This window comes from uncultured Methanobrevibacter sp. (assembly GCF_934746965.1).
GTDB lineage: Archaea > Methanobacteriota > Methanobacteria > Methanobacteriales > Methanobacteriaceae > Methanocatella.
The window spans coordinates 88745-110141 of the sequence record NZ_CAKVFS010000001.1; the positions used below are offsets into that span (position 1 = coordinate 88745).

23 protein-coding genes, 1 tRNA gene and 1 pseudogene are annotated in these 21397 nt (G+C 28.8%); 22 read left to right on the plus strand and 3 right to left on the minus strand.

Annotated features, from left to right (window positions below):
* Nucleotide 1 precedes the first annotated feature (1 nt).
* From Q0984_RS00360 to truD, 5 genes are all read left to right on the plus strand, one after another.
* Nucleotides 2–433 carry a hypothetical protein gene (locus Q0984_RS00360; protein WP_299521890.1) on the plus strand — a complete coding sequence of 144 codons (432 nt, stop codon included), beginning with the start codon at nt 2–4 and terminating at the stop codon, nt 431–433.
* 145 nt (nt 434–578) lie between these two features.
* Nucleotides 579–1523, plus strand: coding sequence for a hypothetical protein (locus Q0984_RS00365; protein WP_299521893.1), 945 nt, complete (start codon nt 579–581; stop codon nt 1521–1523).
* A 13-nt stretch (nt 1524–1536) separates the two neighbouring features.
* Nucleotides 1537–1734 (plus strand): hypothetical protein, encoded by a 198-nt coding sequence (locus Q0984_RS00370; RefSeq protein WP_299521896.1) that lies wholly within the window; start codon nt 1537–1539, stop codon nt 1732–1734.
* A gap of 93 nt (nt 1735–1827) precedes the next feature.
* Nucleotides 1828–1901: transfer RNA gene (locus Q0984_RS00375), tRNA-Arg, on the plus strand.
* Between the two features lie 31 nt (nt 1902–1932).
* Entirely contained in the window at nt 1933–3195 is a 1263-nt protein-coding gene (gene truD / locus Q0984_RS00380; RefSeq protein WP_299521899.1) for a tRNA pseudouridine(13) synthase TruD, read from the plus strand.
* Nucleotides 3196–3214: 19 nt separating this feature from the next.
* On the opposite strand, the gene Q0984_RS00385 is transcribed toward truD, so the two are convergent.
* On the minus strand, nt 3215–3622 hold the full coding sequence (locus Q0984_RS00385) for a PadR family transcriptional regulator (protein WP_299521902.1): 408 nt from the start codon (nt 3620–3622) through the stop codon (nt 3215–3217).
* 126 nt (nt 3623–3748) lie between these two features.
* Between Q0984_RS00385 and Q0984_RS00390 the strand changes: the two genes are divergently transcribed.
* The 8 genes from Q0984_RS00390 (at nt 3749) to Q0984_RS00425 (ending at nt 12258) form a co-directional block, all read left to right on the plus strand.
* Nucleotides 3749–4939, plus strand: coding sequence for a YhgE/Pip domain-containing protein (locus Q0984_RS00390; protein WP_299521904.1), 1191 nt, complete (start codon nt 3749–3751; stop codon nt 4937–4939).
* 67 nt (nt 4940–5006) lie between these two features.
* Entirely contained in the window at nt 5007–5396 is a 390-nt protein-coding gene (locus Q0984_RS00395; protein WP_299521907.1) for a DUF126 domain-containing protein, read from the plus strand.
* A 13-nt stretch (nt 5397–5409) separates the two neighbouring features.
* Nucleotides 5410–6633 carry an amidohydrolase family protein gene (locus Q0984_RS00400; protein WP_299521910.1) on the plus strand — a complete coding sequence of 408 codons (1224 nt, stop codon included), beginning with the start codon at nt 5410–5412 and terminating at the stop codon, nt 6631–6633.
* A gap of 147 nt (nt 6634–6780) precedes the next feature.
* A complete protein-coding gene (locus Q0984_RS00405) occupies nt 6781–8121 on the plus strand; it encodes a hypothetical protein (RefSeq protein ID WP_299521913.1) in 1341 nt (446 codons plus the stop codon).
* Nucleotides 8121–8276, plus strand: coding sequence for a hypothetical protein (locus Q0984_RS00410; protein ID WP_299521915.1), 156 nt, complete (start codon nt 8121–8123; stop codon nt 8274–8276). Before Q0984_RS00405 ends, Q0984_RS00410 begins: the two co-directional genes overlap by 1 nt.
* Nucleotides 8277–8480: 204 nt before the next feature.
* Nucleotides 8481–8849, plus strand: coding sequence for a hypothetical protein (locus tag Q0984_RS00415; RefSeq protein WP_299521918.1), 369 nt, complete (start codon nt 8481–8483; stop codon nt 8847–8849).
* 428 nt (nt 8850–9277) lie between these two features.
* On the plus strand, nt 9278–9649 hold the full coding sequence (locus Q0984_RS00420; protein WP_299521921.1) for a hypothetical protein: 372 nt from the start codon (nt 9278–9280) through the stop codon (nt 9647–9649).
* Between the two features lie 161 nt (nt 9650–9810).
* Nucleotides 9811–12258: a copper-translocating P-type ATPase gene (locus tag Q0984_RS00425; protein ID WP_299521924.1), complete on the plus strand. Its 2448-nt coding sequence runs from the start codon at nt 9811–9813 to the stop codon at nt 12256–12258.
* A 5-nt stretch (nt 12259–12263) separates the two neighbouring features.
* Here the strand turns inward: Q0984_RS00425 and Q0984_RS00430 are convergent, their stop codons facing one another.
* Both Q0984_RS00430 and purB read right to left on the minus strand, forming a co-directional pair.
* Entirely contained in the window at nt 12264–13115 is an 852-nt protein-coding gene (locus Q0984_RS00430) for a hypothetical protein (RefSeq protein ID WP_299521928.1), read from the minus strand.
* A 33-nt stretch (nt 13116–13148) separates the two neighbouring features.
* Nucleotides 13149–14501 carry an adenylosuccinate lyase gene (gene purB, locus Q0984_RS00435; protein WP_299521931.1) on the minus strand — a complete coding sequence of 451 codons (1353 nt, stop codon included), beginning with the start codon at nt 14499–14501 and terminating at the stop codon, nt 13149–13151.
* Between the two features lie 171 nt (nt 14502–14672).
* On the opposite strand from purB, the gene Q0984_RS00440 reads away from it, so the two are divergent.
* The 9 genes and pseudogenes from Q0984_RS00440 to Q0984_RS00480 all read left to right on the plus strand — a co-directional run.
* The gene (locus Q0984_RS00440; RefSeq protein ID WP_299521934.1) at nt 14673–14876 is read left to right on the plus strand and encodes a helix-turn-helix transcriptional regulator; all 204 of its coding nucleotides are present in this window, start codon (nt 14673–14675) and stop codon (nt 14874–14876) included.
* A gap of 3 nt (nt 14877–14879) precedes the next feature.
* Nucleotides 14880–15608, plus strand: a complete 729-nt coding sequence (locus tag Q0984_RS00445) for a DUF4013 domain-containing protein (RefSeq protein WP_299521937.1) — start codon at nt 14880–14882, stop codon at nt 15606–15608.
* A gap of 40 nt (nt 15609–15648) precedes the next feature.
* On the plus strand, nt 15649–16395 hold the full coding sequence (locus Q0984_RS00450; RefSeq protein ID WP_365906961.1) for a CPBP family intramembrane glutamic endopeptidase: 747 nt from the start codon (nt 15649–15651) through the stop codon (nt 16393–16395).
* A gap of 50 nt (nt 16396–16445) precedes the next feature.
* On the plus strand, nt 16446–16844 hold the full coding sequence (locus Q0984_RS00455; protein ID WP_299521943.1) for a hypothetical protein: 399 nt from the start codon (nt 16446–16448) through the stop codon (nt 16842–16844).
* 103 nt (nt 16845–16947) lie between these two features.
* Complete coding sequence (gene trpE, locus Q0984_RS00460; protein ID WP_299521946.1) at nt 16948–18456, plus strand: anthranilate synthase component I; 1509 nt, start codon at nt 16948–16950, stop codon at nt 18454–18456.
* Entirely contained in the window at nt 18453–19034 is a 582-nt protein-coding gene (locus Q0984_RS00465) for an aminodeoxychorismate/anthranilate synthase component II (protein ID WP_299521949.1), read from the plus strand. Before trpE ends, Q0984_RS00465 begins: the two co-directional genes overlap by 4 nt.
* A gap of 1 nt (nt 19035) precedes the next feature.
* Nucleotides 19036–20043, plus strand: coding sequence for an anthranilate phosphoribosyltransferase (gene trpD, locus Q0984_RS00470; protein ID WP_299521952.1), 1008 nt, complete (start codon nt 19036–19038; stop codon nt 20041–20043).
* A gap of 5 nt (nt 20044–20048) precedes the next feature.
* A complete protein-coding gene (gene trpC / locus Q0984_RS00475; RefSeq protein ID WP_299521955.1) occupies nt 20049–20825 on the plus strand; it encodes an indole-3-glycerol phosphate synthase TrpC in 777 nt (258 codons plus the stop codon).
* Nucleotides 20818–21393: pseudogene (locus tag Q0984_RS00480) on the plus strand (phosphoribosylanthranilate isomerase); the annotation flags it as partial. The gene trpC and the pseudogene Q0984_RS00480, both read left to right, overlap by 8 nt.
* Nucleotides 21394–21397: the final 4 nt, after the last annotated feature.

The window sequence follows — 21397 nt, forward strand, 5'->3', positions numbered from 1 at the left end:
CATGAAAGATGAAAAGGGATATTTTTATATTATTGATGCATTTTTAGCTATTCTAATTTTACTAATTGCTATTTTAATGGTTAATACAATAATTTCTACACCTAATCCTAATTATTCTAATAATGCTTATGATTTTAATTCAGCTCAAGACACAATGGAAATATTAAGTGCTAAAGTTAATTTTACAGATAGGGTTTTCTTAGAAGATATTTCTACTATTTTAAGTAACAACCATAATTCAAAACAATCTGTAAGAGAAGTTTCTAAATTATGTCGTGAAAAATTTGAAAAATTGGATCTTAAAAATTATCAATTTAAGGAAAACAATGTTCTGGGAGGAAAAATATTAGCTAGTTCTGGAGCATTATGTGAAGATGTTAGTATAGCTAGTCGTAGCTATGGAGATTATGATTACACTTTATATATTTGGTAATGTGTTGTTTTCACTTTAAATTATTTATTTGTCTTTATTTTTTTATAATGACTTCTAATAATTGTTGTATTTATAAATAGAAAATTTTAAATAAGTTTTAAGTTATATTGCTCATTACAAATTAAATTTTAATTAGGTGAAAATCATGGCAACTCAGCATTTCGATAAGTTTTTTAAAGGCCTTGGAATAAGTGATGCTTTCAGTTTAATTAATATGATTCCTTTATGGATGCTTGATATTAATCCAAAACAGCTATTAACTCAAATGGTTAATTTTAATCCTACTGAATTAATGGCAATAGATTTGAAGGCTTATCGTGCAGATTTGATTATGGAATTAGATTATATGATTTTAATGTTTGAATTTCAATCGACACATATTTATTTGGATGATAAACGACGATTTAATATTTATACAGCAATTAAAGATAGAGCTAGATTTGGTAATAAACCAATATATGTGATTGTATTTAGCACTGTAGAAGACACTCATGTAATTGATTATAAAATTAATCCTGTATCTAGTTTTAAAATACTGGTAATATCTCTAAAAGATTATAATGCAAGCGAAATTATAAATAATATTGAAATTAAAATAAAAAACAACCAAAAAATAAACCAGAACGAATTAATAAATCTTGCATTATCACCATTAATGACAATTGAATCCTCAATGTCTCAACATTTGGAAAAAACAGTGCAAACACTAAATAAACTAAGAAAATCCATTAAAGAGAATTCAAAATTTGTATTTACTTTAACTTGGATATTAGTTGACAAATTCATCGAAGATGACGAAACACGACAAAAATTAAGTAATATATTAAGTGATAACATGAGATTAATTGAAGAGTTTGGTCAATCAAAATACGAAGCAGGAGAACAAAAAGGTGAAAAAAGAGGTGAAATAAGAGGAATAAAAAAAGGAATAAAAAAAGGTATAAAAAAGGGTTTTAAAGAAGGATCTGAGAAAAGGAGTTGGGAAATAGCTGAAAATCTATTGAAAGAGGAAGTGCCTTTAGAATTAATTTCACAAGTAACTGATGTACCTATAGGAAGATTAGAACTATTCAATAATAATGGAAAATAATATGGGTGTTAATATGGTTACAATAGAGGAATTTGGTAAAGAAAAATATGATGAAGGATTTAAAAAGGGAATGAAAGAGGGGATTGAGAAAACAAAATTTAACATAGCTAAAAATCTAATAATAAAAGATGTTAGTTTATATAATGTTTCTTATGCCTGTGATATTGGTATGGCTACATTAGGTGAATTAAAAGAATCATTGAAGAAATGATTCATTTTTATTTTTTTCTAAAATCTTCAACTAAAACAGTGCTTTTAAATACTATTAAAATCATAATATTAATTGATAACTATTTTTAATGTAGCCCCGATGGTGTAGTTTGGATAACACATAGGACTGCGGATCCTATTCCCCGGGTTCAAATCCCGGTCGGGGCATTGTATAATTTTTTTTAAAATCCGTGATATAATGTTAAATGCTAATACTTATGTAACTAATGAAGAAGGGATTGGCGGAACTATTAGAAATCAATATGAAGATTTTTATGTTGAAGAAATCCCTGAGATGACTCCTACTGGTGAAGGACCTAATATTTGGATTTGGATTGAAAAGGTAGGTAGAACTACTTTGGATGTTGTTTTAGATATAGCTAGGGATTTACATATTAGTAGGAAAAGAATGGGCTTTGCAGGAATGAAAGATAAAAAAGCTCGTACTCGTCAATGGATTTGTATATCTAATATGGAATCTGAGGAACAGTTTAATCAGGTTAAAGATTTAGAGGGAACTATTTATAAAACTGATTTTTTAAAAGTTGTTCGTGGACGTAAAAAACTTAGAATGGGTCAACTAAAAGGAAATAAATTTAGAATTCTTATTCGTGATATTGAGGATATTGAAGAAAGTGCTAAAGTAGCTGATAGTATTTTAAAACAATTGGAAGTTACTGGAGTTCCTAATTATTTTGGTTGGCAGAGGTTTGGTAAACCTAGAACAAATACTCATTTAGTAGGGGAGGCTTTAGTTCAAAACGATTTAAAAGAAGCTGTAAGGAGATATATAGGAAATCCTACAAGTGAAGAACATGAAGAAAATCAAAAAGCAAGACAAGCTTATGATGATGGTAATTTGGAAGAATCTTTAGAATTAATGAGTAAAGGAATGCGTTATGAAAAAATGATGGTCCGTGAATTAATTAAAGATGCTAAAAAAGGACCATTGGATGATAAAGCTTATAAAAATGCATTACATGCACTTCCAAAACCTCTTCAAAGAATGTTTGTCCATGCATATCAGTCTTACTTATTTAATGATGCAGTTAGTAGAAGAGTTGCTATGGGGATTAATAAATATGTTGAAGGGGATATTATCATTGATAATGAAGAAAAAATTGTCTATGATAAAACTCCTGAGGAATATCAGAAATTAATAGATAATTTTGAAGCTAATCCTACTTCTCTGTTATATGGAACTAAAGTGCCTTTTGCTGGTGGTGAAGTTGGTGAAATGGAAAAATCAGTTTTAGATGGCTATAATTTAACTAAAGAAGATTTTGAAGTTCCTAAAATGCCACGTTTAGGAAGTCATGGTTTAAGAAGATCTATGAGGATTCAGGTTTGGGATGCTTCAGCTATTCCAACTGATGAAGGAGTTTTAACTGAGTTTTCTATAAATAGAGGTTCTTATGCTACAGCTGTTTTAAGAGAAGTTATGAAAAAAGATGTTGTTTAGATTTAAGGAAATTCTTTATTTAATTCTTTAAATCTTCAATTAATTCTTTCCATATTGACTTTTTGGATAATATATTTATTTTTTCTTTCATTGTTTTAAGGAATAATTCTCCTTTTGGAGTTATTGAATAAACTTTAATATTTTTGTTATTTTGGAGTTCCCATTCTCCAATAATTATTTCAGATTTTTCTAATTTTTTAAGTATTGGGTAAATTCTACTTGGGTTTGCTTTGTTTACTATTCCAAATTTTATTTCTTCTTCAAAGAATTCATCTATAGTTTTCATAAGCCCGTATCCGTGTATTTTGCCTTTGGATATTCTCCAGATTATTATGAATCTGGTTAATCCGATTATAACGTGTTTACTTATGTTTTTGTTTTCTTCGAACATTTCTTCCATTATTGGTTCTAATTTTTTTTCGTCCATAGTTTCATCCTATTTTATTTTTTATAAAATATTTCATAAAAAGATTTATATATTATAAGAATATATTTCTTATTTAGATATATATCTTATTAGGATATATACTTAAAAAGTTAGGTGAAAATTAAAATGTTAAATAATATATTAAAAATTGCAAAAGCAGATTTTAAAGCTGTATTTCACAATCCTAAACTTGTATTGGCTTTAATTATAATAATGTTAATTCCATCATTATATGGATTATGTAATACTGCAGCATTCTGGGACCCTGTAGAATGCTGTGATAATTTAGATTTTGCAATTGTAAATAATGATAATCAGGTTATTGTTCAAAACCAAGAATATGATTTTGGATCACAAGTTGTTGATAAAATAAATGATGATGATAGTTTTAACTGGGTAACTGTTGATGAAGACGATGCCAGAAAAGGTGTTGAAAATGGAACATATGTAGCTGCATTAATAATTCCTGAAAATTATTCTCAAACAATTGTTTCAAGTGTAGCTATGGGAACTCCACAACAAGCTGAAATGGAATATTTAGTAAATGATAAATTCAGCCCATCAATGGCATCTATAACAAATACAACAGTACTTAAAATTCAAGATAATATTAATAAAGAAATTTTAAATTACACAACAAATAATTACACTGACACTGTAAAAATAGTTGAAGATGTTGAAAATCCAAAAGATAACTTTGGAAGTGGTGTTTATCCATTTTATGTTTCTCTTTCACTGTGGGTTGGATGTTTAGGAGCTTGTTTACTATTAAGTTTCAAACCTGTTATTGATGGTGAATTCAAAAAAACTGAAATTTTTGCAGGTAAATCAATATTATTTATAACAATGGCTATAATACAAGCAGTTTTAGTTGTAATTGGAACATTATTAATGGGAGTTCAAGTTAATAATCCTTTAGAATATTCATTATTCATGATATTAGCTAGTGTTGCTTTCATGGTGGTCATGTATTCATTATGTTCATCTTTAGGAAATATTGGTAAAGTTTTGGCTCTGGTATTATTAGTTTTCCAGGTAGCTGCAACAAGTGGAATTTATCCAATTGAGGTAACAACTGCATTTAGCAATATATTTTTCATGATAAACCCGTATCTTCCTGTAACTTACACTGTTTTAGGTTTAAGAGAAACATTATTTGGAATTTACTGGCCAAATTTCACTAATGATATTTTAAAACTTTGTATATTTCCAATTGTATTATTTATATTTGGAATATTATGTAAATCCTCTAAAACATTAAATAAAATTATAGATAGATTTGATGAAAGTTTACATAACACTGGAATATTTAAATAATTCTCTTTAATTTTAAGTAATAGTTCTTATAAAATTATATCAAAGAATTATTACTTAAGTGATTTTTATGATTGACTGTAGAAATATTGCTAAAGGAAAAGATGAAGGGGAATTAATAGTAAGTAGTGAACCAATTAGTTTTTTAGGAGGAGTAGATCCTAAAACTGGAATAGTAATAGATCCAAATCATGAACTTAAAGGAAAATCTATTAAAGATAAAGTTTTATTTATTCCTGGAGGAAAAGGTTCAACTGTCGGATCTTATGTTATATTTCAAATGAAAAAAAATAATACTGCACCTAAGGCTATCATATGTTTAAATGCAGAACCAATCATAGCTACTGGTGCCATAATGTCTGATATTCCAATGGTTGACTGTCCTGAAGATGTTAACCAATTAAAAAATGGAGTTTTAGTTGAAGTGGATGGAGATAATGGTAAAATAGCTATTTTATAAATAAGTGGTTATTATGCAAACTCTGATTAAAAATGTTAATATTTTAAATCCAAATGAAGAAATTAAAACATCCTGCCAGGTTTTAATTGAAAATAAACATATTAAACAAATAAACACTGGAAAAATACATACTAAAAATAATGTTAAAATTATTGATGGAAATGATAACTATTTAATGCCGGGTTTCATTGACTGCCATGCACATATTATGGCTAATGGTTTTCATAAAGAAGAAAACATGGCAAATCCTTTAGCACTACATTTTTATAACACAATCCCTCATGGAAAACAAACAATTGATGCAGGAGTTACAACAATTAAAGACTGTGGTCCTGCAGATATTGGAGTTAAAATAGCTCAAGAAAAAGGTTTATTCATAGCTCCCAAAATGGAAATATCAGTCACTCCATTAATATCAACTGGAGGACATTTTGACTTATTTTTACCATCAGGTTTTGACATGGAAATAATTTACCCCGGATTTCCTAAAGGAAGATGTGATGGAACACTGGAAGTTCTAAAAAAGACCCGTGAAATTAAAAGAGCAGGAGCAAACTTTATTAAAGTCATGGCTAGTGGGGGAGTTCTAACAACCAATACCTCTCCAGATTATCCTCAATTTAATACAAAAGAACTTAAAACAATAGTTGATGAAGCTAAAGTAAATGATTTAAAAGTATCTGCACACTGCCACAGTCTAAAAGGAATGAATAACTGTATAGATGCAGGATTCGATTCTATAGAACATGGAACATTCATAGATAAAAAAACTTCCAGGAAAATGGTTGAAAACAATGTTAAGCTAGTTCCAACAATGTTGGTCCATGATTTCCTGTATCGTGAAGGCTTTCCACCATGGGATAATTATGCAGCTGAAAAAACAGCTAAACTAAAAGAAATAGTTAAAGTTCACAAAGAAAACATAGCTACTGCCTATGAAGAAGGAGTGGAATTGTTAATGGGGACAGATAGTGGAGTAATACCTCATGGACATAACTTGGAAGAATTAAATCACTTGGTAGATATTGGAATGAGTCCTTCTGAAGCTATAGCTAGTGGAACAATAAAAGCAGCAGAATTTATTAATAAAAAAGATTCATTAGGTAGTGTTAATGAAAATAAAATAGCTGATTTAATTTTAGTTAAAGACAATCCTTTAGAAAACATTAATATTTTAGCTAATAATGACAATATTCTAAAAGTTATTCAAGATGGAAATCTTGTTAAAAACCTTTAATTTTTTTTAATAAATGAATCTATTATTTTAATTTTACCTTTATTTTTAGCTATTCATGAAAATTTAAATCAAAATAATTATATGTATTTTCAAATATAATTAATAATGAATAATTAAATAATTCTGTAATTGTTTTATGAAAGTTTCATGGAAAGATTATTGGTGATTTATTGTAATGATTTGGTTGCTGATGCTTCTGCAGCACGTTTTAATGTAACTTGGGATCGTACAAGTCCCATGGTTATGAGTGTAAGAGATGAGGTTTACCAAACTATTTTAAGTGGAGAATGTTCTTTTAATTTTGGACGAACGGTAACAGGTGATGTAGATAATGTTCGAGCTTTTAATTTTGCATGTTCTGCGAGTTTTTCACCAATAGAACATTATGTAGGTAAAACATTATTCCCAAATTGGAATGATAATACTTCTGCTACTGTGGGTTTAGGTTATATTTTAGAACATGGTGGTTCATTGGAAATTATTCGTGACGGATTTTATACTTTAATTCGTGAAAATAATAGTGATGATAAGCTTTTAATTTATGATTCTCAAACAGGTATACTACGAGACCATATTATGAGTATTTATGGTTCTTACTGTTATTCTAATCAACAAGCAGAATGGGCTTGTGATTTAGCTGAAGAAATCTTAGATAAGTCTAATACTGTTAAGGGATATTTAAATGGTTCATATAATGATTTAAATGGATTATCTGAGTCTTTAGGTAATTTATTGAAAGGTAGTTTGTTAATGGAAGAATTTGGTGATTTAATTTTAGGTGAAGCATGGAATTCTTTCATGGATGCTGCAACTAAAATTGTTGAAGGAACTCCTCTAGGTTGTCTTGTTGGTTTGTTAGGCGGTGTTGTAGCTACTGCAACCAGTATGACCTTTGAAGATTATGTTAAAATGTATGTTTCTGACCCTAAATTTTGGGCAGGTATTGCAGGAGGTATTTTATTTGATGTAGGGGTAATTGCTACAGTTAGAGGTATTGGCCTTCCATTAGGGATTGGTTTAATGGGTGCAGGTACTTTATTCACTGCTTATAGTTGTGGGTTATTTGATTTTGATAAAAATGGTAAATATGTTGGAGCTACTAATGAAAATTTAATTTCCTTTGGTTTTTCTATGGGGCTTAATGTTGTAGGTGCATTTATGGGTGCTGGTGCATTAACTAATACTGCAGTCAAAAGTTTTGGTAAGGATGGTACTAAGTTACTTGTAAAGAATAATGATAAGGTTATTGTCCGTAATTTCAATGGGGGTTATCATAGAACTGTTTTACATCAATCTACAAAATATATCAAAACTGATAATCCAAAAAAACCTATAAAAACAGCTACAAGATATGTGATAGATGAAGCATTAGGGGAAACTAATGTTGAAAAAATTATTAAAATATCTGGAATGTATGGAGCAAGTGTTTTTGAAGATATTGCATGGAGATGGTTTTGGGATCATACTTCTGAATATGGTGTGATATGATGGTTTCGGAGATTAAACTAGCTATATTAGTTATTTTATCTATTGTATATTTGATGGCATTGATGTATGATAGAATGAATAAGCATCTATCTATTTATACAGTGATTTGGATAGTTTCATTTATTAGTATATTTATCATTGTTAAATTCTTTTGAGTCATGATGTAATGTTGTTTTAGTATACAATTTGACTGTTGATTAGTATTAGTTATAATACATTTAAATGAGGTGCTGTTTTATTTTATAATTGGGATACTAAATAAATTGGATATGCAGATGTATGGAAGTTAGAGTTAATAGGGTAAAAAATATTTTAATATTTTTTTCCTTGTTTTTTTTTTAAAATGATGTGGTGATTTTATGGAAGGATTGTTATTAGCATTCATGTTTATTGTATTTTTTGTAATTGTGGTGTTTGGATATGTTTATAATACGTTTTTAAGATTTAAACAAAAGGGAGGTAATCAATTTTTAAATATATTTATTTTGGTCATGGGCATGTTTGGATTTATGATATGGGGTGGATTTGCTGCTAGTAGGAATTGGTCGAATGTTCTTCATAGTATGCCTTGGATTAAGCCTTTTGCTATTGTATGTTTAATTGGTTTTTTTGAATTGTCCGCGGGTTGGCTTGAAATTATTGAATTTAGGAGGGGAATTCATAGTAAGTTCCATAAGTATCTTGCGGTAATGCTTCTTGTATTGGTTATAATAGTTATAATTTCATAAATGTGATGTTTTATGATACATCATTGAAGATATAATTTGGGGAGAACACGAAATTATTTAAATTATGAATATGTGATATGATGGTTTCGGAGATTAAATTAGCTATATTAGTTATTGGCTGTTGTATATATGATGACTGTGTTGTATAATAAGATGAATACGCATTCGATAACTATTTATAAAGCGATTGAAATAATTTCGTTTATTAGTATGGTTATCATTATTAAATTCTTTTAAATTAAGTATTTATTATACAATTTTAATTTTGTTTGATTAATATTATCAATACATTCAATGAGTGTATTGTTTATTTATAATTTGAATAGTAAATAAATTGGGTATGTTGAGTATGGAAATTGTGATTAGTAAGGGTAAAAATATTTTAATATTTTTTGTCCTTGTTTTTTTTTAAGTGATGTGGTGATTTTATGGAAGGATTGTTATTAGCATTTTTGTTTGTTGTATTTTTTGTAATTGTGGTGTTTGGATATGTTTATAATACGTTTTTAAGATTTAAACAAAAAGAGGGTAATCAATTTTTAAATATATTTATTTTGGTTATAGGTATGTTTGGATTTATTGTATGGTGGGGATTTACGGCTAGTAGAGGTTGGTCGAATGTTCTTCATAGTATGCCTTGGCTTAAGCCTTTTGCTATTGTAGGTTTAATTGGTTTTTTTGAAATGTCTGCTCGGGGGCTTGAAATTATTGAATTTGTAAGAGGAATTAATACTACTAAGTTTCATAAGTATTCTACGGCAGTGCTTGTTGTACTTGTGTTAATAGTTATAATTTTATAAAACTGCATTATAGTATTTTTGCTGGAATTTTAGTAAATTTTTAAACTAATTGTTTTTAACAATTGGATATTTAGGTATGCATAAATTTTTATTAAGGGGAGCATATAATTTATATATGTGTGATTATTACTTTTAACTAAAAATAATTTGGTTGTGATATAATGGCAAAACTTAAGGAGATGGATTTGCCTATTGAAGGAATGCATTGTGCTTCTTGTGTTTTAAGTTTAAATAAAACTTTTGAAAAAGTTGAAGGTGTGGAGTCAGTTGATGCAGATTTAGCTTCAAATAAATTACATTTAACTGTTAATCCAAAAAAACTTCCTTTTGAACAAATTGAAACATTAGTTAAAAATTTAGGGTTTGAACTTCATACTGATGAAGTTACTCTTAAACTTAATGGAATGCATTGTGCTTCTTGTGTCATGAATGTTGAAAACTTTTTAATACGTTTAGATGGCATTTTTGATGTTAAGGCAGATTTAACTTCACAAACAGCACGTATTAACTATGATAAGACTAAAGTAGATATAAATGATATGGAAGAGGTTATTAATTCTTTAGGATTTGAAGTACTTGGAATTGATGGGCAACTTGAAGTTAATGAAGATGAGATTTATAAAAATGATTTAAAAGACAAAAGAAATAGGATTATAGTTGGTTTTACAGCATCTGCTATATTGATGATTTTAATGTATGTTCATTGGATGCCATTTGGTTTATCAATGGGTGTTGTATCTTTGATTATAAGTATTATTCCATTTCTTTATGTGTCTTTACCTACACTTAAAGCAGGATTTAATGGTATTATTCATAAGAATTTAAATATGGATGTAATGTATTCTATGGGTATAGCTGTTGCATATGTGTCAAGTATTCTTGGAACATTTAATATTATTCTTGATCATTCTTTTATGTTCTATGAAACTGCAGTTATGCTTCCGTCATTTTTACTTGTTGGTAGGTATTTGGAAGCAAAAGCTAAACAGAAAACTTCTGATTCTATTCGTGAGCTTATTGGTCTTCAGCCAACAGTAGCTACTTTAATAGAACTTGATGATGAGGGAAATATTTTATCTCAAAGGGAAGTTAATATAAGTGAAATTCAAATTGATGATATATTACTTGTTCGTCCGGGGGATAAAATTCCAGTGGATGGTGAAGTTATTGGCGGTCATTCTTATGTTGATGAATCCATGATTAATGGAGAGCCTATCCCTAAAGCTAAAAGAAATGGTGAGGAAGTATTTGCAGGTACTATTAATCAGGATGGTATTTTACATATTAAAGCCCAAAAAATTGGTAAACAGACAGTATTGTCCAATATTATTCGTTTAGTTGAAAAAGCTCAAAGTTCAAGACCTCCAGTTCAAAAAATAGCTAATACTGCAGTTAGTTATTTTATACCAACAATTCTCACAATAGCCGTTGTTGTGTTCTTGTTATGGTATTTTGTATTTGATTCTACTTTGTTATTTGCACTTACAACTTTAATTTCTATTTTGGTTGTTGCTTGTCCATGCGCATTAGGTTTAGCTACTCCAACTGCAGTGACAGTAGGTGTTGGTAGAGCTGCAGAGTTTGGTATTCTTATTAAGAATGGGGATACTTTAGAAAATGCTGGTAAAATTGATGTAGCAGCATTTGATAAAACTGGAACTATAACTGAAGGTCTTCCTGAAGTTGAAGATGTTATTAATTATGGGATTAGTGAAAATGAATTAGTTAGACTTGTAGCTAGTGTGGAAAAAAATTCCAATCATCCAATAGCTAAAGCAATTGTTAGAAAAGCAGATGAAATGAATTTAGAACTTAATCAAACTGACTTATTTGAAAATGTAACTGGTAGAGGTTTGAAAGCTCAAATTGATGGTAAAAATATTTTAGCAGGTAATAAAAAACTTTTAGAATCTCAGAATATTGAAATTCCTCAAAGTGTTTTAGATGAATATGAAGGTTTGGAAAATCTTAGTAAAACTATAATCCTGGTAGCTGTTGATTTAGAGGTTAAAGGTATATTAAGTTTATCTGATAAAATTAAAGCTAATTCAAAAAGAACTATTGAAGAATTACATAATATGGGTATTGAAACATACATGTTAACTGGGGATAATCAGAAAACAGCATTAAATGTAGCTCGTGAAGTAGGTATTGATAATGTTAAAGCTGGTGTTTTACCTGAAAATAAATTAGATGTTATTAAAAATCTTCAACATGAAGATAAAACTGTCTTATTTGTTGGTGATGGTATTAATGATGCACCTGCACTTACTCAAGCTAATATTGGTGTAGCTATGGGTAATGGAACAGATATTGCTATGGAAAGTGGAGATATTGTTGTAATGGAAGGTGATTTGGAAAATGTAGTTGCTGCTGTCCAGTTTTCTAAAAAAGTAATGACTAGAATTAAAGAAAATTTATTCTGGGCATTTGCATATAATGTTATTTTAATTCCACTTGCAGCTGGTGCATTGTATAGTAGTTTTGGAATAATGTTCATGCCAGAATGGTCTGCTCTTGCAATGGCATTAAGTTCAGTGACAGTTATATCATTATCCCTTGCTCTTAAAGGATATGTCCCTGAAATAAAAAAAGAAACAAGAAGTTAATTGATTTAATTATCAATTAACTCTATTTTTAATTTTCCAAGTTTTGGAGCTAAGAAATTATAGAATACAGCTAAAAGACCTCCACCTACAACTCCATTTATTAATCCACTAATAATGTTTCCTAATGCAGTGTAAGCATTTCCACCACTAACTAATGAAATAATAGCAAGAATAATATTGAATATTAAACTAATTGCAGTTAATACAATAATTAAACTAACTGGATTAATAGAATTTAATAAGGTCATTTCACCGTCTTTAGATAAATCTACAATAATTCCTTTTCCTTTACTTCCTAAGAAATTGTAAATGTAAGTAGCAATTAAAGTAAATACAAAACTTATAATGAAAACACCAACAATTACAAGTGCGATTACTGATGGTTGTGTTATCATCATTGCACCTTGATAAAGAGCAAATGCCATTACAGTTTGTCCACTAAACATTAAAGTTTGAATCATGGAAGTTGCAATTAAAGGAACGAATAATATTGCAAGTGCGTAAGCTAAAATAACAAGAATTGTTGAAATAATTGCTATAATAAGAGCTGTTGGCACAGTAGAAATCTTGGTAATTTCTTTATCATCTTTTAATTCTATAGTAATAGGATTCATCCTTTTTGTCAACCAATTGTAGAGATATCCTTCTGCAAATCTATTATATATAGAATACATTATGGTTCCAACAACTATTGCTGGGATGAAATAAGCTAAAACCCCAATATTCTGAGGATAAAGTATTCCCATTCCTATTAAAAGCACTATAGAAATTAAAACTGAGAATAATACTCCAATTCCAGTTCCGATAGTTGTATATGATGTTATATCAATTGATGTTAAATTTTTTACATCATCCATATTTTCACCTCAGTTTACATATATTCCATAATGTTATTTAAACCATTCTTTTGATTGTTCAAGTAATTCACTAATAATTGTTTTTGATGATCCGATATATGTATGTGGGTTCATGATTTTTTCAACATCTTCAGGAGTTAAATATTTTTGAACTTCCTCTTCTTCTAAAATAAGTTCTCCTAAAAGACCACCTTCTTTATTAGCTTTAATAGCATTTCTTCTTACAATTCCATATGCTGTTTGTTTTCCCATTCCACTTCTTGTAAGTTCAGCCATTAACCTTTCAGCCATAATTAATCCGTTGGTCATATTTAAGTTTCTTTCAATATTTTCATCATAAAATACTAAATTACTCATTAATTTGATAGTTAAATTAAGAATATAATCAGTTAAAATACAGCTTTCAGGGAACATTATTCTTTCACAAGAAGAGTTAGTTAAATCTCTTTCATGCCAGAGAGGGTTGTTGTCGAGTGCAGCATTTACGAAAGATTTTACAATTCTTGCAACACCACAAATACGTTCAGCAGTAATAGGGTTCATTTTATGAGGCATGGTACTACTACCTACTTGTTTTTCAGGGTCAAAGTATTCACCAAGTTCCATAAGTTCTGTTCTTTGCAAACTTCTGATTTCCAAACCGATTTTATCTAAGGTACTTGCAATATTAGCTAATGTTGAAATAAATTCTACATGGTTGTCTCTTTGAACAACTTGGTTTGTAATGGTTGCTGCAGGTAATCCTAATATATTAGCTACTTCTTTGTGGATTTTCCATCCATCTTCACCAAGAGCTGCAGTTGTACCTACTGCACCGTCCATCATAGCTACACAAACATTTTTCTGAGCATTTTCTAATCTTATGTATTGTCTATGAAGTTCATCAGCCCAGATACCAAATTTCATACCGTAAGTAGTTGGAAGAGCATGCTGACCATGAGTACGACCAATGCAGACTTTGTCCATATTTTCTTCTGCTAAGTCTAACATTATTTTAGTTAATCTTTCTACTTTTTCTTTTAATATTTCTATAGAATCATTTAAAAGTAAAGAGTTTGAACTGTCTACAACATCATTTGAAGTAGCTCCGAAGTGGACATATTCTCCAGCATCATTATCACAAACTTCTCCAATAGCTTTAACTAATGCTGCTATGTCGTGTTTAGTTTGAGCTTCAATTTCATCTACTCTTTCTAATTTAACATATTTTGTATTAGCTTTAGCAGCTATTTCATCAGCTACTTCTTGAGGGATAATTCCAAGTTTACCTTCTGCTTGAGCTAATGCTGATTCCACATCTAACTTTCTTTGTAATTTGTTTTCAGTTTCCCAAATGGATTTCATTTCAGGAGTACCATATCTATATTCAATTGGATGTATAGCCATTTTATATCATCTCAGTTTTATTTAATAATATTATTATTTGATTTTTTTAGTATTTTATATTATTCTTACTTAACTTTTTTTTAATTAAATTGTGGTTAAGTTTATAATATATGATTGTGATATATATTAGTAAATTATTTTTTACTAAGTATAAAAAACTTAGGTGATTTTTTGGAAACTAAAATTAAAGAATTTCGTAATGAAAAAGGATTAAGTCAACAAAAACTGGCGGACTTGACAGGTGTTACAAGACAAACTATTAATGCTTTAGAAAATGCTCGATATAATCCTTCTTTACTTTTAGCCTTTAGAATAACTAAGATTTTAGATAAAGAAAACATTGAGGATGTTTTCATCATTGGTGATGGTGAGTGAGAGATGATATTAGATATTTATAAAGATTCTTTTGAATATGCTTCTAAAAATGTTAAGAATCTCTTGATTTTAGGAGTGTTTTATTTATTCGGTTTCTTAGTCATTCCCATATTTTTTATTTTAGGTTACAATTATAGAATTGTTAAAATAGCTACTGAGGGAATGATTAATGGTAATGATGAACTTCCTGAATTTGAAGACTGGACTTTGATGTTTGTTGAAGGAATTAAATGTTTCGTAGTTTATGTAGCTTATGCAATTATTCCGATTATTATCTTTGCAGGTATTCTATTTGGCTGTAGTCAAATTAATAATCTTTCTTTACTTATTCTTGGATTTATTGTTGGGATTATTATTACATTAATATTTACATTATATTCCTTTTTAGCTATATCTCATATGGCTACTAATGATGGATCTATGAAATCCGCATTTGAGATTAAGGAAATAACCAACATTGCCAAGTCTATCGGTTGGGGAAGATGTTTCACAACATATATTGGAATGTTAATAATTGTTTTTGTAATTACAACAGTTGTAGTTGCTGTAATTGTAGCAATTTTAATGCTTTTAGGATTTGCAACTATTTCAGCAGTTCCTGTGATGAGTGTTGCTACTGCAACAGGAGTTATATCAAGTTTAATTGTTAATTTTGTAATAACATTTATTGTTATGCCTTATTTGCAAATATTCCAAAGTCGTTGCCAAGGTTTACTTTATAATATTAGGTGATTATTTCACCTCTTTTTTTATTTTTTAGGATTTAGTTATTATGTCTTCATTAAATAAGGCTATTAAACAAACAACTTTAATTGAATTATTAATTTTAATTTTGTGTTTTTATTCACTGCATATTGCTTTTAGTTTTCGTGGATTTGATTTAAATATGGAGTGGATGTATGTCCTTATTATTGTTTATGTTCTTATTAAATCTGGAAAATATAAAACAGAACCTAATTTAAATATTTTTTCAAAAATTAAATTTAAATATGTATTTTTAATTGTTATTGTAAATGTATTTTTTTCATATGGGATGCTTTACTTAGCAAACACTTTAAATTTAGGAAATCTGCTTGCTTTTAATTTAATTCCAAATTTAAAAGATATTGCTTTTGTTGGAGGTTTGATTGGAACTGTTTTAATTTCTCCTATTTCTGAGGAATTGATTTTTAGAGGTATTATTTTAAATAGGTTGAAATTAGTTGTTCCTGTAGATATGGCTATTTTAGTGTCTTCTTTATGTTTTGGTGTTCTTCATAGTTATGGAAGTATGATTTCTGCATTTGTTTTTGGATTATGTATGTGTGTCTTATATGTTAAGACAGATAATATTTTAGTGCCGATTTCTGCTCATATTATGAATAATTTCTTTGCAGAAGTTTTATTTTACCTGGATCATGATGCAATACTTTTCAGTAATGGTATTGTAATGACTGTGATTACTATTTTGGCGATTATATCTCTATATTTAATATTAAACTCTTTAAAGATGGAATTAAATTATTTGAATAAAAAATAATATTTTTATATATTCTAAAAATTAATTATATAATTAAAGGTGTTTTTGATATGGATATTAAAAAAATAGGTTTTGCAGTAATTATTGTGGGCTTGTCATTATGTGTGATGTTCATTGATTCTTATAAATACATGGTCTCTGCATTGACTGTTACTGTTTTTGGTTTTCTTATAACTTTGATAGGTTATTTATCTGCTGTTAAAAAACAAAAATTTATTAATGATAGGTTGGATGAGGATATTACAAGAGTTATACAGCCTTTGATAACTAAGTATTCTAATTTAAATAAGCAGTATTTGACTCAGTATTCTGGTGATGATTATGTTCAAAAAAGAATGGAGTTGAATCATAATTTAGAGATGGAACTTAAGGAAAATCTTCCTTATTTGGAAAGTAGGCAGATTAAAAAGATTGTCATTGATTTTAGTAAGGAGCAAAATAAATTATAATTTTTTTTAAAATAATTTTCAATGTACAAAAAAGTACAGCAAGGATTTAAATAGTACATTATTATAAGTATAATATATAAGAATAATTAATTAAGTGATGAAAATGTTTTCCCCAAGTCTGGAAGAAGTAAAAAAAATTGCAGAAAATAAACAATACAAACGTGTTCCAGTAGCTTATGAATTATATTCAGATATAGCTACTCCTATAGAAGTATTAAGAATCTTAAAAGAAATCAGTAAGCATTGTTATATGTTGGAAAGTGTTGAAGATTCTGAAAAATGGGGAAGATATAGTTTCTTGGGATTTGATCCTCTTTTAGAATTTACTTGTCAAAATGGTGTTGTTCAAATCAAGGGAGATAGTGATTTTGAAGATAGTTCTAAATTAACTGATGATGATAAAGTAGTTATTAAAACAGATAATCCTGGAGAAGTTATTAAAGATTTAATCAGAAAAAATAAATCTCCAAAATTAGATAATTTACCTCCATTTACTGGTGGTTTTGTAGGGTATTTTGCTTATGATTATATTAAATATGCAGAACCTTCCTTAAATTTAGATGCTGAAAATCAAGATCAATTTAAAGACATTGATTTAATGTTATTTGATAAGGTTGTTGCATTTGATAATTTTAAACAAAAAATAATTTTAATTGCAAATATAAAAACCGATAATCTGGATGAGAACTATAAAAAAGCTTGCAAAGAATTGGAAAAAATAGCTAAATTAATCAAAACAGGAAAAAAAGCAAAAATTGAACCATTAAAATTAAAATCAGATTTTAAACCAGTATTTTCACGTGAAAAATATTGTGAAATGGTTAATAAAGCTAAACATTATATTAAAGAAGGAGATATTTTCCAAGTAGTATTGTCAAACAGGATTGAAGCAGATATTTCAGGAAGCTTATTTGATACTTACAGAGTTTTAAGAACAACCAATCCTTCCCCATACATGTTTTATTTCTCAAGTGATGATATTGAGATAGCTGGAGCTTCACCTGAAACTTTAGTTAAATTAAATAATAGAAAATTATACACATTTCCATTAGCAGGAACAAGACCTAGAGGAAAAACAGAAAGTGAAGATTTGGCTCTTGAAGAAGAATTATTAAGTGATGAAAAAGAGTTAGCTGAACATAATATGCTTGTAGATTTAGGACGTAATGATATTGGAAAAATTTCTGAAATAGGTTCTGTAAATGTTGATAAATATCTTTCAATTGAGAGATTTTCACATGTAATGCATATTGGTTCAACAGTAACTGGAACTTTAAGGAAAGACTTGGATTCACTTGCAGCTATTGATTCAATTCTTCCAGCAGGAACATTATCCGGAGCTCCAAAAATCAGGGCTTGTGAAATTATTAATGAACTTGAAAATAATAAAAGAGGAATTTACGGAGGAGCTATTGGATATATTGATTTAAGTGGTAATGTAGATACTTGTATTTCAATTAGAATAGCTTTTGCACGTAATAATAAAGTTTTCATAAGATCCGGTGCAGGAATCGTAGCAGACAGTATTGCTGACAATGAATTTGACGAATGTTTAAATAAGGCTGCTGCAGTAATTGATGCTTTAAAAATAGCTGATGGGGGAATTTTATGATTTTATTAATAGATAACTATGACAGCTTTTCATATAATTTATATCAATTAATCGGACAGGTAAATAAGGATATTGTAGTTTATAGAAATGATAAAATAACTACTAATGAAATTAAAGATTTAAATCCCGAAGCTATTATTTTATCTCCAGGACCTGGAAGACCGGAAGATGCTGGAATATGTGTTGATGTTGTAAAAGAATTCTATGATAAAATCCCTATTTTGGGAGTTTGTCTTGGTCATCAGGTAATATGTGTTGCATTTGGAGGAGAAGTGTCATATGCAAGTAAATTAATGCATGGAAAATCATCTCTAATCAGATTAGATGATGATTCAATATTTAAAGATTTAAATAATGAGATTACTGTTGGAAGATATCATTCTTTAAGTTTAGTTGAAGACACATTACCTGAAGAGTTAAAAATAATTTCTCAGACAATTGACAATAAGGATGTTATGGCTGTTAAACATGAAAAATATAATGTTTATGGTCTTCAGTTCCATCCAGAATCTATATTAACACCTGATGGACTTAAAATAATTGAAAATTTCACAAATAAAATTAAGGAGGATAATTAAAATGATTAAAGAAGCTATTTTGAAAGTTGTAAATGGGAATAACTTAACTGCTGATGAAGCTTATGAAACAATGGATGAGATAATGTCTGGTGAAGCTAGTGAAGTTCAGATGAGTGCTTATTTGACTGCTTTATCAATGAAAGGTGAAACTATTGAAGAAATTACAGCTTCTGCAAAAGCTATGAGGGCACATTGTGTAAAACTGTTAAATGATAAGGAAGTATTGGAGATTGTTGGAACAGGTGGTGATGGATCCAATAGTTTTAACATATCAACAACTTCTTCAATTGTAATTTCTGCAGCAGGAGTTCCAGTAGCTAAACATGGAAACAGGTCTGCATCAAGTAAATGTGGTGCTGCCGATGTTTTAGAAGCATTAGGTGTTAATATTTACATTGAACCTGAAAAAAGTTTAGAAATATTAAAAGAAATTAATTTATGTTTCTTATTTGCTCAGAATTATCATTTAGCTATGAAGTTTGTAGCTGGAGTCAGAAAGGAATTGTCTATAAAAACAATTTTCAATATTTTAGGACCACTAACAAATCCTGCAGGAGCTTCAATGCAGGTATTGGGGGTTTATGATGATGCACTTACAAAACCACTTTGTGAAGTTCTTAAAAATTTAGGTGTTAAATCTGCATTATCTGTATATGGGCAGGATGGATTAGATGAAATCTCAGTTAGTGATAAAACATCTATTTGTGAACTTAAAGATGGTGAGTTAAAATGTTATGAAATTGCACCTGAAGATTTTGGAATGGAAAGGTGTTCCAAGGAAGATATTGTAGGTGGGGACCCTCAAGAAAATGCACAAATTACATTATCTATTTTAAATGGTGAAAAAGGACCTAAAAGGAATGCTGTTGTTTTAAATTCAGCAGCTGCATTATATGTTGCTGGTAAGGTAAATTCTCTTGAAGAAGGTGTTAAATTAGCTGGTGAAATTATTGATTCTGGTAAGGCTAAAGAACAACTTGAAAAATTCATTAAATACACAAACAGTTGATTATAATGTTGGATAAAATAGTTGAAAAAACAAAGAAAAGAGTAGATGATGCTAAAAAGATTAATTCTTTAGATAGGCTTAAATTTAAATTACTTAATAAGGATGTTCGTCTGAATTATCCTTTTAAAAAAGCTTTAAGTGGTGATGATATTAGTATTATTGCTGAAGTTAAAAAAGCATCTCCATCTAAAGGTTTAATTGCAGAGGATTTTGATTATGTAGCTATTGCAAAAGAATATGAAAAAGCAGGGGCTTCAGCTATTTCAGTTTTGACAGAACCTTATTTTTTTCAAGGGTCTGATGATTATTTAAAAGAAATAACTGAAAATGTTAGAATTCCAGTACTTAGAAAAGATTTTGTTGTTGATGAGTATATGGTTTATGAAGCTAAATTACTTGGTGCTTCTGCAGTATTATTAATTGTAGCTATTTTATCTGATGAACAGTTGGAAACATGTTTAACTGTAGCTCGAGTTTTAGGAATGTCTGCTGTTGTTGAAGCTCATGATGAAACAGAAATTAAAAGGGCAATTGATGCTGGAGCAGATATTATTGGAGTTAATAATAGAAATTTAAAAGATTTCAGTGTTGATATTGAAAATAGTATTCGTCTACGAGGATGTGTTGGTGAAGATATTATATTTATTTCTGAAAGTGGTATCAAAACAAAAGAAGATGTTGCTAGATTAAAAGAAAATAATGTTGATGCAGTTTTAATTGGTGAAACTTTAATGAAAGCAGAGGATAAAGAAGCTATGATTAAGGAGTTGAAGAATGGTTAAAATTAAAATCTGCGGACTTAAAAGATTGGAAGATATTGACATTGTAAATAACTATAATCCAGATTATATAGGTTTTGTCTTTGCTGAAAGTAAAAGAAAAATAAGTCACAGCCTTGCAAAACAAATGAAAGAAAAACTTTCTAAAAATATTCAAAGTACAGGTGTTTTTGTAAATGCTGATTCTCAAGAAATTCTAAAACTTTATAGTGATAATGTAATTGACATAGCACAGCTTCATGGAAATGAAAATGAAGAATATATTAAAAATCTAAAAGAAAAAACAGATTACAAACTAAAGATTATTAAAGCTATTGAAATGTCTGAAGATGTTGATTTACATAAATATGATAATTCATTAGCTGATTATTTATTGCTTGATAGTGGGAAAGGTTCTGGTCAAAGGTTTGACTGGCGTCTGATTAAAGAAGATTTAAAAAAAGAATTCTTTTTAGCAGGTGGATTAAATAGTGAAAATATTTCCCAAGCTATTAAAGAATTTAAACCATATGCTATTGATTTAAGCAGTGGTGTGGAAACAGACGGATTTAAAGATGAGAAAAAAATAAAAAAAG

Coding starts and splice junctions, on each gene's coding strand:
- Q0984_RS00455 (WP_299521943.1), top strand. CDS start 16,446: ATGGATATTAAAAAAATAGGTTTTGCAGTAATTATTGTGGGCTTGTCA.
- trpC (WP_299521955.1), top strand. CDS start 20,049: ATGTTGGATAAAATAGTTGAAAAAACAAAGAAAAGAGTAGATGATGCT.
- Q0984_RS00425 (WP_299521924.1), top strand. CDS start 9,811: ATGGCAAAACTTAAGGAGATGGATTTGCCTATTGAAGGAATGCATTGT.
- Q0984_RS00370 (WP_299521896.1), top strand. CDS start 1,537: ATGGTTACAATAGAGGAATTTGGTAAAGAAAAATATGATGAAGGATTT.
- Q0984_RS00410 (WP_299521915.1), top strand. CDS start 8,121: ATGGTTTCGGAGATTAAACTAGCTATATTAGTTATTTTATCTATTGTA.
- Q0984_RS00465 (WP_299521949.1), top strand. CDS start 18,453: ATGATTTTATTAATAGATAACTATGACAGCTTTTCATATAATTTATAT.
- Q0984_RS00420 (WP_299521921.1), top strand. CDS start 9,278: ATGGAAGGATTGTTATTAGCATTTTTGTTTGTTGTATTTTTTGTAATT.
- Q0984_RS00405 (WP_299521913.1), top strand. CDS start 6,781: ATGGAAAGATTATTGGTGATTTATTGTAATGATTTGGTTGCTGATGCT.
- Q0984_RS00400 (WP_299521910.1), top strand. CDS start 5,410: ATGCAAACTCTGATTAAAAATGTTAATATTTTAAATCCAAATGAAGAA.
- trpE (WP_299521946.1), top strand. CDS start 16,948: ATGTTTTCCCCAAGTCTGGAAGAAGTAAAAAAAATTGCAGAAAATAAA.
- Q0984_RS00430 (WP_299521928.1), bottom strand. CDS start 13,115: ATGGATGATGTAAAAAATTTAACATCAATTGATATAACATCATATACA.
- Q0984_RS00385 (WP_299521902.1), bottom strand. CDS start 3,622: ATGGACGAAAAAAAATTAGAACCAATAATGGAAGAAATGTTCGAAGAA.
- Q0984_RS00365 (WP_299521893.1), top strand. CDS start 579: ATGGCAACTCAGCATTTCGATAAGTTTTTTAAAGGCCTTGGAATAAGT.
- Q0984_RS00445 (WP_299521937.1), top strand. CDS start 14,880: ATGATATTAGATATTTATAAAGATTCTTTTGAATATGCTTCTAAAAAT.
- trpD (WP_299521952.1), top strand. CDS start 19,036: ATGATTAAAGAAGCTATTTTGAAAGTTGTAAATGGGAATAACTTAACT.
- Q0984_RS00450 (WP_365906961.1), top strand. CDS start 15,649: ATGTCTTCATTAAATAAGGCTATTAAACAAACAACTTTAATTGAATTA.
- purB (WP_299521931.1), bottom strand. CDS start 14,501: ATGGCTATACATCCAATTGAATATAGATATGGTACTCCTGAAATGAAA.
- Q0984_RS00390 (WP_299521904.1), top strand. CDS start 3,749: ATGTTAAATAATATATTAAAAATTGCAAAAGCAGATTTTAAAGCTGTA.
- Q0984_RS00415 (WP_299521918.1), top strand. CDS start 8,481: ATGGAAGGATTGTTATTAGCATTCATGTTTATTGTATTTTTTGTAATT.
- Q0984_RS00395 (WP_299521907.1), top strand. CDS start 5,007: ATGATTGACTGTAGAAATATTGCTAAAGGAAAAGATGAAGGGGAATTA.
- Q0984_RS00360 (WP_299521890.1), top strand. CDS start 2: ATGAAAGATGAAAAGGGATATTTTTATATTATTGATGCATTTTTAGCT.
- truD (WP_299521899.1), top strand. CDS start 1,933: ATGTTAAATGCTAATACTTATGTAACTAATGAAGAAGGGATTGGCGGA.